This window comes from Kitasatospora saccharophila, from assembly GCF_039529925.1.
GTDB classification, from domain to species: domain Bacteria; phylum Actinomycetota; class Actinomycetes; order Streptomycetales; family Streptomycetaceae; genus Kitasatospora; species Kitasatospora saccharophila.
Genome location: NZ_BAAANS010000052.1, coordinates 17,946 through 31,139, shown reverse-complemented (window position 1 = coordinate 31,139; position 13,194 = coordinate 17,946). Strand labels below are relative to the sequence as shown.

Here is a 13,194-nt window from a genome sequence, read left to right as displayed (position 1 = left end):
AGGTCACCCGTCTGGGCGCGGGCGGCCCGCCGTGCGACGATGGCAGGGCGGTGACCGCCCCCGGAACGGCAGGTGGCCAGATGGACACCGACGAACAGCGCACGATCCCCCGCTTCCGCCCCGCCTCCCCGCCCGCGGCGGGCGGGACGCCGGTACCGGACGGCCTGCTGTCGATCCCGGTGGCGACGGCGCTGATCGCGGCGGACGGCCGGATCCTGCACTGGAGCCCGGACGCGGAGGCGCTGCTCGGCTTCTCCGCGGAGCGGGCGGTGGGAACGCGTGCGGCGGACATCCTGGTGGGCCCGGAGCGGCGCCCGGAGGCCCTGGAGCTGTTCGGCCGGATCCTGAGCGGCCGCGCCTGGGCGGGGGTGTTCCCGGTGCGGCACCGGGACGGCCACCTGGTGCGGCTCGACTTCCGGACCTTCCCGGTGTTCGACCGCGACGGCTCGCCGATGGTGCTGGCGGTGGCCTCGGACGTCAGCGAGGTGCGCCGGCTGGCGGCGGACCTAGCGGTGCTGGACGGGTTCTTCACGCAGTCGCCGGTGGGCATGGGGGTCTTCGACACCGAGCTGCGCTTCGTCCGGCTGAACGAGGCGCTGGCCCGGATCAACGGGCTGCCGGTGGACCGGCACCTGGGGCGGCGGCTGTCCGAGGTGCTGCCCGGGATCGACGGGCGGACCGCCGAGGCGACGATGCGCCGCATCCTGGCCGACGGCCGGCCGCTGGTGGACCTGCGGACGCACGGCCGGACGGCGGCCGACCCGGAGCGCGAGCACGCCTGGTCGGTGTCGACCTTCCGGCTGGAGCAGCCGGACGGCACGGTGCTCGGCGTGTGCACCACGGTCGTGGACATCACCGACCGCTTCGAGGCGGAGAGCGCCGCCGAGGCCGCCCAGCAGCGGCTGGCGCTGCTGAACGAGGCGTCCACCCGGATCGGCACCACGCTGGACCTGGCCACCACGGCCCGGGAGCTGGCCGAGACCGCCGCGCCGAGCCTGGCCGACACCGTGGTGGTGGAGGTGCTGGACGGCCTGGTGCGGGGCGAGCCGGCCGTGCTGCCCGGCCGGGCGGACCGGACCGCGGTGCTGCGCCGGATGGCGTTCCACACCGTCCCGGACAGCGGGATGACCCCGACCGCGCCGGTGGGCTCGGTGCAGCGGCTGCACCCGAGCACGCCGTACGCGTGGGCGCTGTCGCACGGCCGGCCGGTGCTGGTGCCGCGCACGGACGGCGCCGCGATGAGCTGGTTCGCGGACGACCCGGTGCGCGGCGGGGCGATCCGGGCCCAGGGGGTGCACTCGCTGATGGTGGTGCCGCTGATCGCCCGCGGGGCGGCGATCGGCACGGCCACCTTCTTCCGCTCCAGGAACGCGGCGCCGTACGACCGGACGGACCTGGCGCTGGCGAGCGAGCTGGCGGCCCGGGCGGCGGTGTCGATCGACAACGCGCTGCTGTACACCCGGGAGCGGGACGCGGCCGAGCAGCGGCAGCGGGCGCTGGAGGCGGCGGAGGCCGCGCAGCAGCGGCTGGCGCTGCTGAACGAGGCGTCCACCCGGATCGGCACCACGCTGGACCTGGCGATCACCGCGCGGGAGCTGGTGGACGTGGTGATCCCCCGGTTCGCGGACTTCGTGACGGTGGACATCCGCGAGGCGGTGCTGACCGGCGAGGACCCGGAGCCGGTGCCGGACTCGGGCTCGGTGGCGCTGCGCGCGATCGCGGTGGGCGAGCGGGAGGAGGGCACCCTGCTGACCGGGGCGGCGGACCAGGTCGGGGAGACCACGCACTCGGCCAAGCTGTACGCCCGGGCGATGCGCACCGGCCGGTCGGTGCTGGTCCCGCACGTGGACGAGTTCGAGCTGCGCCGGATCGTCACCCACCCGGAGCGGGTCCAGCCGGGCCTGGACGCCGGGATCCACTCGTACCTGATGGTGCCGCTGCTGGCGCGCGGCCAGGTGCTGGGCGGGGTGGAGTTCGTGCGGCTGGCGAACCCGGAGCCGTTCACCCCGGCGGACCGGGCGCTGGGCGAGGAGCTGGCGGCCCGGGCGGCGGTGTGCATCGACAACGCCCGGCTGTACCGGCGGGAGCGGGACACCGCGCTGACCCTGCAGCGCAGCCTGCTGCCGCAGGACGTGCACGGCACGCCGGGGCTGGAGGTCGCGCACCGGTACCTGCCCTCGACGGTGGGCGACGAGATCGGCGGCGACTGGTTCGACGTGGTGCCGCTGACCGGCGGCCGGGTGGCGCTGATCGTCGGCGACGTGATGGGGCACGGCATCCGGGCGGCCGCCACGATGGGCCAGCTGCGGACGGTGGCGCGGACGCTGGTGACGCTGGACCTGGATCCGGCGCGGGTGCTGCGGCGGCTGGACGAGGCGACCGCGCAGCTGGGCGAGGGCCAGTTCGCGACCTGCGTGTGCGCGGTGTTCGACCCGGTCGACGAGGAGTGCGTCCTGGCCTCGGCGGGCCACCTGCCGCCGGTGCTCTCCGACCGGGACGGCCGGGCCCGGCTGGTGGAGCCGCCGCCGGGGGCGCCGCTGGGCGTCGGCGGGGTGCCGTTCGAGTCGGTGCGCTTCCCGCTGCACGAGGACGGGCTGCTGGTGCTGTACACCGACGGACTGGTGGAGCGGCGCGGGCAGGACCTGGACGAGGGGCTGGAGCTGCTGCGCGAGACGGTGACGCACCGTCAGCCGACCCTGGAGCAGGGCTGCGACGCGGTGCTGGGGGCGTTCGGGTCGACGCTGGGGCAGGACGACGTGGCGGTGATCATGGCGCACTCCGGGCCGGTCGGTGCGGACCGGCTGGCGACGCTGGCGCTGTCCGGCGATCCGGCGCTGCTGCGGCACGCCCGGGAGTTCACCCGGCGGACGCTGACCGGCTGGGGGCTGACCTCGCTGGTGGAGCCGGCGGTGCTGCTGACCGGGGAGCTGCTGGCCAACGCGGTGCTGCACGCCGGTTCGCCGCTGCAGCTGCGGCTGTTCCGGGGGGCGCTGCTGACGGTGGAGGTGTCGGACGCGGACAGCCGGGAGCCGCGGCTGCGGCCGGTGGGCGAGCACGACGAGGGCGGGCGCGGGATGCTGCTGATCAACGAGTTGGCGCACCGCTGGGGCAGCCGGGCGACCCGGGACGGCAAGGTGGTCTGGTTCGAGATGGAGCTGCCGGTGCGATCGTCGCACTGACGCGGCGCCAACTCCCTTGCGTTGCTGGCCCGTCAACCGCGCGCACCCCTCGGTACGGCATCCGGCGGTACCGCGCTCACCCGTCGCGGCGGTGCTCTTGCCCCGGCCGGGTGACCGCCCGGCCCGCGGCGTGCGGTGCGGGCCCGCGGCCGCCGATGATCGTCGCGTCCGGCAGCAACCCGCGTCCGACGCCACGGCGTTGGGCGCCGAGCATGGAGAACTCGATGCGTTCCAGCATGGCCAAGGTCACCACCGCCACCTTCCTCACCGGTCTCGCCCTGCTCGGCACGGCGGGCACCGCCTCCGCCCACTCCCACCACCACCACATGCACCCGCACGGGGCGCTGGCCGTCGGCGGCGACGCGGCGGCCCAGGGCGGCGACGCGGGCGCGATCGGCGGCGACGCCTGGGCCGAGGGCGGGAACGCGGGCGCGGTCGGCGGGGACGCGGGCGCGCTGGGCGGCAGCTCCCTGGCGACGGGCGGCGACGCCTGGGCCGAGGGCGGCGACGCGGGCGCGATCGGCGGGGACGCCGAGGCGCTCTGCGGCTCCGCGCTGGCCGTCGGCGGCGACGCGCTGGGCAACGGCGGCGACGCCCTCGCGGTGGGCGGCGACGCGTTCTCCTCGCACTGACCACCCGGTGACCCGGTAGGAGTGCGCGGCCGGGCGGTGTCCTCGCGGACCCGCCCGGCCGTCGCGTCCGCTACGGGAGCGGGGTGACGTACGCGCCGGAGATGCCGCCGTCCACCAGGAAGGTGTTGGCGGTCATGAAGGACGAGTCGTCGCTGGCCAGGAAGGCCACCGCGGCGGCGATCTCCTCGGGTTCGGCGAACCGGCCGAGCGGGATGTGCACCAGCCGGCGGGCGGCGCGCTCCGGGTCCTCGGCGAACAGCTCCCGCAGCAGCGGGGTGTTGACCGGCCCCGGGCAGAGCGCGTTGACCCGGATGCCCTCGCGGGCGAACTCCACGCCCAGCTCCCGGCTCATCGCCAGCACGCCGCCCTTGGACGCGCTGTAGGAGATCTGCGAGGTGGCGGCGCCCATCACCGCCACGAAGGACGCGGTGTTGATGATCGAACCCTTGCCCTGCCGCCGCATGTGGCCGATCGCGTACTTGCAGCACAGGTAAACCGAGGTCAGGTTGACGTCCTGGACGCGCTTCCACGCCTCCAGGCCGGTGACCAGGATCGAGTCGTCGTCGGGCGGGGAGATGCCCGCGTTGTTGAACGCCACGTCGAGGCTGCCGTAGCGCTCGACGGCGGTGTCGAACAGCGCCCGGACCTGCTCCTCGTCGGTGACGTCGGTGCGCACGAACAGGCCGCCGGCCTCGTTGGCGGCCTTGGCGCCGCTCTCCTCGTCGATGTCGGCGCACACCACCTTCGCCCCCTCGGCGGCGAAGCGGCGCACCGTGGCCAGGCCGATACCGCTGCCCGCGCCGGTGACGACCGCCACCCGGCCCTCCAGTCGCTTGCTCATGTGGCTCATTCCTCCGTGGCGATGAAGACGTTCTTGGTCTCGGTGAAGGCGTGCAGGGCGTCCGGTCCGAGTTCGCGGCCCAGGCCGGACTGTTTGAAGCCGCCGAACGGCGTCCAGTAGCGCACCGAGGAGTGCGAGTTGACGGACAGGTTGCCCGCCTCCACCGCCCGGGCCACCCGCAGCGCCCGGCCCACGTCGCGCGTCCAGATCGAACCGGACAGGCCGTACTCGGTGGCGTTGGCGATCCGCACCGCGTCGCTCTCGCCGCGGAACGGGACCACGGCGACCACCGGGCCGAACACCTCCTCGGTGAACGCCCGGTGGTCGGGGGCGATCGGCGCCAGCACCGTCGGCGGGTACCAGAAGCCGGGCCCCTCGGGCGCGCTGCCGCGGAACGCCACCTCGGTGTCGCCGTCCACGTAGGAGGCGACCCGGGCCCGGTGCGCGGCCGAGATCAGCGGTCCCATCTCGGTCTTCTCGTCCGCCGGGTCGCCGACCCGCACGCCCCGGACGGCGCGCTCCAGCCGCTCCAGGAACTCCTCGTACACGCTCGCCTCGACCAGGATCCGGGAGCGCGCGCAGCAGTCCTGCCCGGCGTTGTCGAAGACGGCGTACGGGGCGGTGGCGGCGGCCTTGTCGAGGTCGGCGTCGGCGAAGACGATGTTGGCGCTCTTGCCGCCGAGTTCGAGCGTGACGGGCTTGACCTGGGCGGCGCAGCCCGCCATCACGGACTTCCCGACGGCGGTGGAGCCGGTGAACACCACCTTGCGGACGCCGGGGTGGGTGACGAAGCGCTGCCCGACCACCGGGCCGCGGCCGGGGAGCACCTGCAGCACGCCCTCGGGCAGGCCCGCGCGCAGGGCGAGTTCGGCCAGCCGCAGCGCGGTGAGCGGGGTGAGCTCGGCGGGTTTGACGATGACGGTGTTGCCCGCGGCCAGCGCGGGGGCCAGCGCCCAGGCGGCGATCGGCAGCGGGAAGTTCCACGGGACGATCACGCCGACCACGCCGAGCGGTTCGTGGAAGGTGACGTCGAGACCGCCGGCGACCGGGATCTGCCGGCCGAACAGCCGCTCGGGGGCGCCCGCGTAGTACTCGATGACGTCGCGGGCGTTGCCCGCCTCCCAGCGGGCGTTGCCGATGGTGTGCCCGGCGTTGGCGACCTCCAGGAGGGCCAACTGCTCGCGTTCGGCGTCCACTTCGGCGGCGAAGCGGCGCAGCAGCCGGGCCCGGTCGCCGGGCGCCACCTTCCGCCAGCCCTCGAAGGCGGCCGCGGCCCGGGCGATCGCCGCGTCGGTGGCGGCCGGGTCGGCCAGGTCGACGGTGGCGATCACCTCCTCGGTGGCGGGGTTGACCACCCGGTACCGGTCGGGTTCCTCGGGCACCTGCTCCTCCTCGCGCTCGTGCTCGTGTCCTGCCCGTGCTCGGGTCCTGCCTGTATGCGTACTCGTGCCGGTGTCACAGCCGCTCGAAGCCGCGGCGGCGCTCCCAGTCGGTCACCGCGGCGTCGTAGGCGGCGAGTTCGACCCGGCCGGCGTGGGCGTAGTGCCGGACGACGTCCTTGCCGAAGGCCACCGTGGCGGCCTCGCTGCGCTCGAACCGGTCGACGGCCTCGCGCAGCGCCGCGGGCACCCGGGGCGCGTCGGAGGCGTAGGCGTTGCCGGTGAACTCGTCCTCCAGCGGCAGTTGGTGCTCCATCCCGTGCAGCCCGGCGGCGATCAGCGCGGCCACCGCCAGGTAGGGGTTGACGTCGCCGCCGGGCACCCGGTTCTCGAACCGCAGCGAGGCCCCGTGCCCGACCACCCGCAGCGCGCACGTCCGGTTGTCGCGGCCCCAGGCGATCGCGGTGGGGGCGAAGCTGCCCGGCACGTAGCGCTTGTACGAGTTGACGGTCGGGGCGAGCAGCAGCGCGAACTGGTCGAGGCAGGCGAGCTGCCCGGCGAGGAAGTGCTCCATCGTCCGGGAGAAGCCGTGCGCGCCCTCGGCGGGGAACACCGGGCGGCCGCGCTCGTCGCGCAGGCTCAGGTGCACGTGGCAGGAGTTGCCCTCGCGCTGGTCGTACTTGGCCATGAAGGTGAGGCTGACACCCTCCTGCGCGGCGATCTCCTTCGCGCCGGTCTTGTAGACGGCGTGGTCGTCGCAGGTGGTCAGCGCGTCGGCGTAGCGGAACGCGATCTCGTGCTGCCCGAGGTTGCACTCGCCCTTCGCGGACTCCACCGTCAGCCCGGCCCCGGCCATGCCGGTGCGCAGGCGGCGCAGCAGCGGTTCGATCCGGGCGGTGCCGAGGATCGAGTAGTCGACGTTGTACTGGTTGACGGGCGTGAGGTCCTGGTAGTGCTTCTCCCAGGCCCGCTCGTAGCTGTCCCGGAACACCATGAACTCCAGCTCGGTGCCCACGTACGCGCGCCAGCCGTAGCCGGCCAGCCGTTCCAGCTGGCGGCGCAGCACCTGGCGGGGCGAGACCGCCACCGGGGTGCCGTCGTGGTGGGCGAGGTCGCACTGGACCATGGCGGTGGCCGGGTGCCAGGGCACCATCCGCAGGGTGGCCAGGTCCGGGGCGAAGACCAGGTCCCCGTAGCCGCTCTCCCAGGATGAGACGGTGTAGCCGTCCACCGTGTTCATCTCCACGTCCACCGCCAGCAGGTACCCGCAGCCCTCGGCGCCGTCGGCCAGCACCTCGGCCAGGAAGTACCCGGCGTCCAGGCGCTTGCCCTGCAGTCGGCCCTGCATGTCGGTGACGGCCAGCACGACCGTCTCCACCTCACCCCCGGCCACCAGTTCCCGCAGCCGCTCCACCGTGAGCCGTGTCCCGGTCATCCGCCCACCACCTCCGCCACCCGGCCAGCCGCACGCGGACCGGTCCGCCACAGCGACGATGATCCCGCCCCGGGCACGGGCGCACCAGTGTCCGCGCGGGTGTCGTACGTACCTGATCAACCGTCAGAAGATCACCTGTGAATGAGATATGACTGCTCATCAGTCGAAATGCTCGCCCCTCCTGCCCGTGCTTCCCGCTTCTCCGCTCCGCGCGCGGTCGGAAATCCGATTGCCCGGGGCGGGCCGTCCTGCTTCGGTGGCCGGTGCTCGCCCGTCCCACCTCTCCTGGAGTCCGCCACCCGTGACCTTCCGCCTGACCCCCCTCGTCGATCCCGCCGAAAGCTCTTCCGCCCGCCGCCTCGCCTGGCTGGCCGCCGCCCCGGACGGCGCCCCGCTCGGCAGCGCCTTCCTGCGGCTGTTCACCTCCCCCGAACAGGCCCACCTCGGTGAGCTCTCCCTGGACGTCCACCCGGCCGAACGGCGGCGCGGGGTCGGGTCGGCGCTGCTCGCGGCCGCGCTGGCCACCGCCCGGACGGAGGGGCGCCGCGCGCTGCTCGCCCGGGCGGTCGAAGGCTCCCCGGGTGGTGCCTTCCTCTCCGACCGCGGCTTCGAACCGGCCCTCGTCCTCGACTTCGCCCGGCTGGACCTGGCCACCGGCCGCACCGCTCAGGGCACCGCCGCCGACCCCGTCGACCCCGCCTCCCACGGCACCGGCCCGGCCGCCGAACTCCCGTCCGGCTACCGGTTGGTCTCCTGGGTCGGCCACTGCCCCGCGGAGTGGCTGCCGGCCTTCACCCGCTCGCGCACCGCGATGGACGACGTGCCGATGGGCGACACCGGCTTCGGCCAGGTGGTCTGGGACGAGGCCCGGGTGCTGTCCGCCGCGCGGGCGGTCGCCGCCCGGGGCGAACTGCTGCACACCGTCGCCGTGGCCGAGGAGGCCACCGGCGACCTGGTCGGTTTCAGCGAACTGGTGCTGCCCGCCGACCGGTGCGGTGACGCCCAGCACTACGGCACCGCCGTCCGACCCGACCACCGCAGGCGCGGCCTGGCCCGGGCGATGAAGGCCGAGGCGATCCGCTGGACCAGGGCCGAGCACCCCGGGATCACCGGTCTGCTCACCGACACCGCCGAGCACAACACCGGCATGCTGGCGGTCAACCGCGCCCTGGGCTACCGCAGCACCCACCGCTGCGTCGAGTTCCGGCTGCCCCTGTAGCCCCGCTCGCCCGCCCGTGTCCCCGTTCAACCCGCCCGCTCCACCACCCCGCCCGGGGCCGCCCCCGCGTCGTCGGCCCCGGCGGCGGTCCACCGGGCCGTGGCACCGCCGACCAGGACCGCGCCGACGGCGAAGGAGAGCAGGACCCTCCAGTCGGGCGCTCCGCCCCGGGCCAGACCCTGGACCGCCCAGCGGGCCAGTGCCCAGCCCGCGGCGGCCAGGCCGGCGAGCAGGACGGCGGCCCGGGCGGCGGCCGGGCCCGCGCCGGCGGCCCCGGGCGGCGGGGGTGTTCGGGCGGCCAGGCGCAGCAGCAGGCCGTCGACCGGACGGAGCGCGGCCAGCAGCGCGGCGAGCAGCACCGCCAGCACCAGCACCCAGGCCGGGCGCCAGGCCCACCAGGCGGCCGAGCCGACCTCCGGTTCGGGGGCCAGGTCGGTGAGGTAGAACGCGGCACCGGCCACCAGCACGGGCACCATGTGCCAGAGGTACAGCGACATGCTGGCCCGGCCGAGCAGGGCGGTCAGCCGGGCCGGGCCCCGCCGGGCGTTCAGGACGCGTTCGGCGTGCGGGGCCAGCAGCAGGCACAGGCCGCACTGGGCGAACAGCCAGGCCAGCATCGCCAGCGACGGCGGATCGGTGTTCGAGACGTCCTCCCCGCTGACCAGGACCAGGCTGACCGGGAACGGTCCGAACCCGACCAGTGCGGCGTACCCGGCCGCCCCGCCCGCGGCCAGGGCCGCGCCGAACGCCGGACGGGCCGTCAGCCCGCCCTCCCGCCAGGCGAAGCCGAGTTGGTAGGCGACGGCCCACACCAGCAGGTAGTTCAGCAGGCCGACCCGGTCCGCCCAGCCGGTGTCCGCGCCGAGCACCAGCAGGTCCAGCGCCGCCCCGGCGGTGGCGAGGGCCGCGACCGAGCCCAGGCCCCAGCGCCGGTGCAGTGCGGCCAGCCAGGGCGTCAGCGCGCTGATCGCCAGGTACACCGGCAGGAACCAGAACTGCATCGCCAGCGCCCACCCGATCATGCCGAGCAGTGCCGGATCGGCCCCGCAGGCCGCCGCGACCGCCAGACCGCCCAGTGCCGGTACCAGGTAGGCGGCGGTGGGCAGCAGCAGCCGCAGGGCCCGGCCGCGGATCCAGGCCGCCGCGCCACCGCCTCCGGCCCGGCAGCGGTCCCAGGAGCCGGCCGCCGCGTAGCCCCCGGCCAGGAAGAACACCGGCATGATCTGGAAGCCCAGCGTGAGCCACTGCGTCCACGGCACGGCCACCATCAGTTCGGGCGCGGTCAGCTCCCCGTCGGGCCGCCGCACCAGTGCGGTGATCAGCCAGTGGCCGAGCACCACCAGCACGATCGCCCCCGCGCGCAGCAGGTCCACGTACCTGCTGCGGTCCGTCCCACCGTCCATGGTCCTCCCCCGTCTCCCGTGCCGGTCATCATCGCCAACTGCCGTTCACGACCACGCCACCCGGCGCGTTGCGGTTCGGCCACAACCCGTCCGCCGTTACGCGCCCCGCCGGGGGCCGCCCGGTGCCGGGGGCCTGCCGGGCCGGAAGGTGGTCGAGCGGTCAAATCAGGACAGGTCTCCCCGGCCCAAGGGGTGACCCCGAGTGGCTTCCCCGCTGCCGGGGACACGCCGTGGAGTGCCAAAGCTCTGACGAGTTGGGGTGTGCCGGGCCGTCACGGCCCGGTCGCCTGCCGCGCGGCCGCGAGTCGAACCCTCCGGCCAGGACCGGGAGGAGGCGAGATGGACAGCAGTAGTCCGGGGCACAGTCAGCCCCTTCCCGTTCCGCCCTCGCCGTTGTTCCGCGGTTCGAGGCAGTTCCTCCTCCACTGATCCCGTTCTCCGCCGGTACCGGCGGGCCGGGCGGTACCGGCGGTCCGTCGGGTCGTCCTCCTGCCGTGCGACCGAACCGCCGACCGCCGTCCTGCTCCGCCCGTCGCGCCCACTCCGAGCGGCACACCGGAGCCGTCCCGGGCAGCGGTCGCCACTCGCTGCCCGGCACCGGCCCCGACCGCCCGGGTGACCGGGTGACCGGGTGACCGGGTGACCGGGTGACCCGGCTGACCGGCTGACCGGCTGACCGGCTTCGCCGAACCTGCCCCTGCCCCACCGGAGTCCACCGTTCGCCGCGCCGCTCCACCGTGCCCGCCTGGCCACGCTCGGTCTCCCGGCGGTTCCGGGACGCCCCGCTGTTCCTCGGCGTGTTCACCGCGCAGATCGCCCTGGGCGCGGTCGTGGCGCTGACCCCGGTCGACGTCATCCGGCTGCTGATCGGCACCCAGGTGCTCCAGGGACTGATCAGTCCGGTCGTGCTGGTGTACCTGCTGGTGCTGACCAACTGGCGTTCCCTGCTCGGAGCCGCGGCGAACGGCCCGCGCTACCGGATCGCCGCGACCGCGGTGGTCATCGGAGTGGCCCTGATGTCCACCGTCCTGCTGGTGCAGACCGTGCTCGGCTGGTTCGGCCTGGTCTGACCGCGGGCGCGGGCCCCGACCGGGGCGGAGCGCCGACAGCGCTCGCACCACCACCCGGCCCCGCCACGAACGACCCGGCCTCCAACGACCGAGGCCCGAACGACCGGGCCACGATCGTCCCGTCCGCATGCCTTCCTCCCCTCCGGCGGGGTGTCGGCCCGCCCGGTAAACCGGTTGTCCCGCACCGAACGCCCTGACAGGCTGCCTGTCATGTCTGCTCACGAACCACCGGCCGGCCTGTCCGCGTTCTTCACCGACGGCCGTCTGACCTCGGTCCCGCGCCGGCCGGCCCGCCGCACCGCCCTGCTCCAGTACCTCGCGCACACCCTCTTCGAGCCCGAGCGCTCGTACACCGAGCGGGAGGTCAACGAGGCGCTGCTCACCGTCCACTCCGACACCTCCATGCTCCGCCGCTACCTGGTCGAGGCCCCGCTGCTGAACCGGACCCGGGACGGGTCGAGCTACCGCCTGGCCGCCCCCGGGGCGGCCATCGACACGGCCATCGACACGGCCATCGACACGGCCGTCGACCCGACCGCCCCCGGCGCTCCCGCCGCCCCGGCGGACGCTCAGCCGTCCGCCGCGTAGCGCCAGAACTCCCGCATCAGCGGGGGCGGGGTGGGGCCCGTCAGTTCCCGCTGGGTGAGCAGCACCGTCACCAGCCCGGTCGAGCGCACCACGTGGGCGGCGGTGCCGGTGCCGCCGACCCAGCCGTAGCGGCCCGGCACGTTCCACGGATCCCGCCGGGCCACGTCCACCGAGCCGCCGTAGCCCCAGCCCTGCCCCTCCAGGAAGAGTTCACTGTCCGCCCGCTGGCGCTCCGTCAGGTGATCGGTGGTCATCAACCGCACCGCGCCCAGCGAGAGCACCCGCCGCCCGTCCTCGGCGCGGCCGCCGGAGCGCAGCATCCGCAGGAAGGTGAACACGTCGTCGAGCGTGGAGACCAGGCCGCCGGCCCCGGACGGGAACGGGGGCGGGGTGCTCCACTGACCGTCCGGTGGGTCGGCCACCGTCAGCGTGCCGTCCGGGTTCGGGCGGTAGAGCGGGCTGAGGCGGTCCGGTGGCGCGTGGAAGGCCGTGTCGGGCATGCCCAGCGGGTCGAACAGCCGCTCCTCCAGCACCTGGTCGAGCGGTTGGCCGGTCGCCCGGGCGACCAGGACGCCCTGGATGTCGGAGCAGGTGTTGTACAGCCAGGCCGCACCGGGCTGGTGGAGCATCGGGACCTCCGCCAGGGCGGCCGCCCACTCGTCGGGCGGGGCGAACCGCTGCGGCTGCGGCGGCCCCTGCCCCAGCTCCGTGAAGAGCGGGGCCAGCGCAGGCAGGCTGAAGTCCGCCGGGAAGCCGTAGCCGGCCCGCGACTCCAGGACGTCCCGCACCGTGACGGGCCGGTCGGCCGGGACGGTGTCCGTCACCGGGGCGCGCGGCGTCCGCACCACCCGCCGGTCGGCCAGCTCCGGCAGCCAGCGCTCGACCGGGGCGTCCAGGGCGAGCACCCCGTCGTCGACCAGTTGGAGCACGGCCGCGGCCGTGACGGGCTTCCCCACCGAGGCGATCCGCACCGGCGAACCCCGGCCCAGCTCGCCCGCGGCGGCCGTCTCGACCTGCCCCGGACGGGCGACCAGGGCGACCGCCCCCGGCACCGTCCCGTCCGCGACCCGTCGGTCCAGCAGCGCTTGCAGACCGCCCGACCCGGACGGTTCGCTCTCCGCGCGCACCTCGTCTGCCCCGCGCACCTCGCGCATGGCGGTCCCCTTTCGTCACCGGTGCCCGATCCGCACCGTACGCACCTTCTGCATCCTGCTGTCGGAAGTGTGCCCCGGCCCCGCGACCCGCTCACCGAACGATCGGCTACCGCTGGCGTGCCGATCGGTTGACGCCCCATCAGCCGATCGGTCGACCCCGCCATCGACCGGTCGTCGCTTTCCTGCGGCGCGCGCGTCCGGCGCCGCCCGCCTCCGCCGTTCGGGTGCCGCGCGCCAGTAGCGTGACCCGCGCCCTTGACCGCGACCGGCCCCGGAGGTGCCGATGTCCGAGCC

The 13,194-nt window shown here is 75.1% G+C and carries 10 protein-coding genes and 1 pseudogene; 5 read left to right on the top strand and 6 right to left on the bottom strand.

The features are described 5' to 3' along the window. Positions 1–80: 80 nt before the first annotated feature. Positions 81–3,179 (top strand): SpoIIE family protein phosphatase, encoded by a 3,099-nt coding sequence (locus ABD345_RS30265; protein WP_344556744.1) that lies wholly within the window; start codon positions 81–83, stop codon positions 3,177–3,179. 76 nt (positions 3,180–3,255) lie between these two features. On the opposite strand, the gene ABD345_RS30260 is transcribed toward ABD345_RS30265, so the two are convergent. Beyond that, positions 3,256–3,417 carry a hypothetical protein gene (locus tag ABD345_RS30260; protein WP_344556743.1) on the bottom strand — a complete coding sequence of 54 codons (162 nt, stop codon included), beginning with the start codon at positions 3,415–3,417 and terminating at the stop codon, positions 3,256–3,258. Between ABD345_RS30260 and ABD345_RS30255 the strand changes: the two genes are divergently transcribed. Then, positions 3,404–3,811: a hypothetical protein gene (locus tag ABD345_RS30255; RefSeq protein WP_344556742.1), complete on the top strand. Its 408-nt coding sequence runs from the start codon at positions 3,404–3,406 to the stop codon at positions 3,809–3,811. The genes ABD345_RS30260 and ABD345_RS30255 overlap by 14 nt on opposite strands. Before the next feature lie 70 nt (positions 3,812–3,881). On the opposite strand, the gene ABD345_RS30250 is transcribed toward ABD345_RS30255, so the two are convergent. The 3 genes from ABD345_RS30250 to ABD345_RS30240 form a co-directional block, all read right to left on the bottom strand. Beyond that, positions 3,882–4,661 (bottom strand): 3-oxoacyl-ACP reductase, encoded by a 780-nt coding sequence (locus ABD345_RS30250; RefSeq protein WP_344556741.1) that lies wholly within the window; start codon positions 4,659–4,661, stop codon positions 3,882–3,884. Then, positions 4,658–6,034 carry an aldehyde dehydrogenase family protein gene (locus tag ABD345_RS30245; protein WP_344556740.1) on the bottom strand — a complete coding sequence of 459 codons (1,377 nt, stop codon included), beginning with the start codon at positions 6,032–6,034 and terminating at the stop codon, positions 4,658–4,660. Before ABD345_RS30245 ends, ABD345_RS30250 begins: the two co-directional genes overlap by 4 nt. 73 nt (positions 6,035–6,107) lie before the next feature. Further along, positions 6,108–7,466: a glutamine synthetase family protein gene (locus ABD345_RS30240; RefSeq protein WP_344556738.1), complete on the bottom strand. Its 1,359-nt coding sequence runs from the start codon at positions 7,464–7,466 to the stop codon at positions 6,108–6,110. Between the two features lie 301 nt (positions 7,467–7,767). Between ABD345_RS30240 and ABD345_RS30235 the strand changes: the two genes are divergently transcribed. Next, entirely contained in the window at positions 7,768–8,685 is a 918-nt protein-coding gene (locus ABD345_RS30235) for a GNAT family N-acetyltransferase (protein WP_344556736.1), read from the top strand. 26 nt (positions 8,686–8,711) lie between these two features. On the opposite strand, the gene ABD345_RS30230 is transcribed toward ABD345_RS30235, so the two are convergent. Beyond that, the gene (locus ABD345_RS30230) at positions 8,712–10,088 is read right to left on the bottom strand and encodes an acyltransferase family protein (RefSeq protein ID WP_344556734.1); all 1,377 of its coding nucleotides are present in this window, start codon (positions 10,086–10,088) and stop codon (positions 8,712–8,714) included. A 737-nt stretch (positions 10,089–10,825) separates the two neighbouring features. Between ABD345_RS30230 and ABD345_RS30225 the strand changes: the two genes are divergently transcribed. Then, on the top strand, positions 10,826–11,158 hold the full coding sequence (locus ABD345_RS30225) for a divalent metal cation transporter (protein ID WP_344556732.1): 333 nt from the start codon (positions 10,826–10,828) through the stop codon (positions 11,156–11,158). Positions 11,159–11,368: 210 nt separating this feature from the next. Beyond that, positions 11,369–11,626, top strand: a pseudogene (locus tag ABD345_RS30220) (DUF2087 domain-containing protein); the annotation flags it as partial. A gap of 101 nt (positions 11,627–11,727) precedes the next feature. Here ABD345_RS30220 and ABD345_RS30215 read toward each other — a convergent pair. Beyond that, positions 11,728–12,900, bottom strand: a complete 1,173-nt coding sequence (locus ABD345_RS30215; protein ID WP_344556730.1) for a serine hydrolase domain-containing protein — start codon at positions 12,898–12,900, stop codon at positions 11,728–11,730. Positions 12,901–13,194 lie beyond the last annotated feature (294 nt).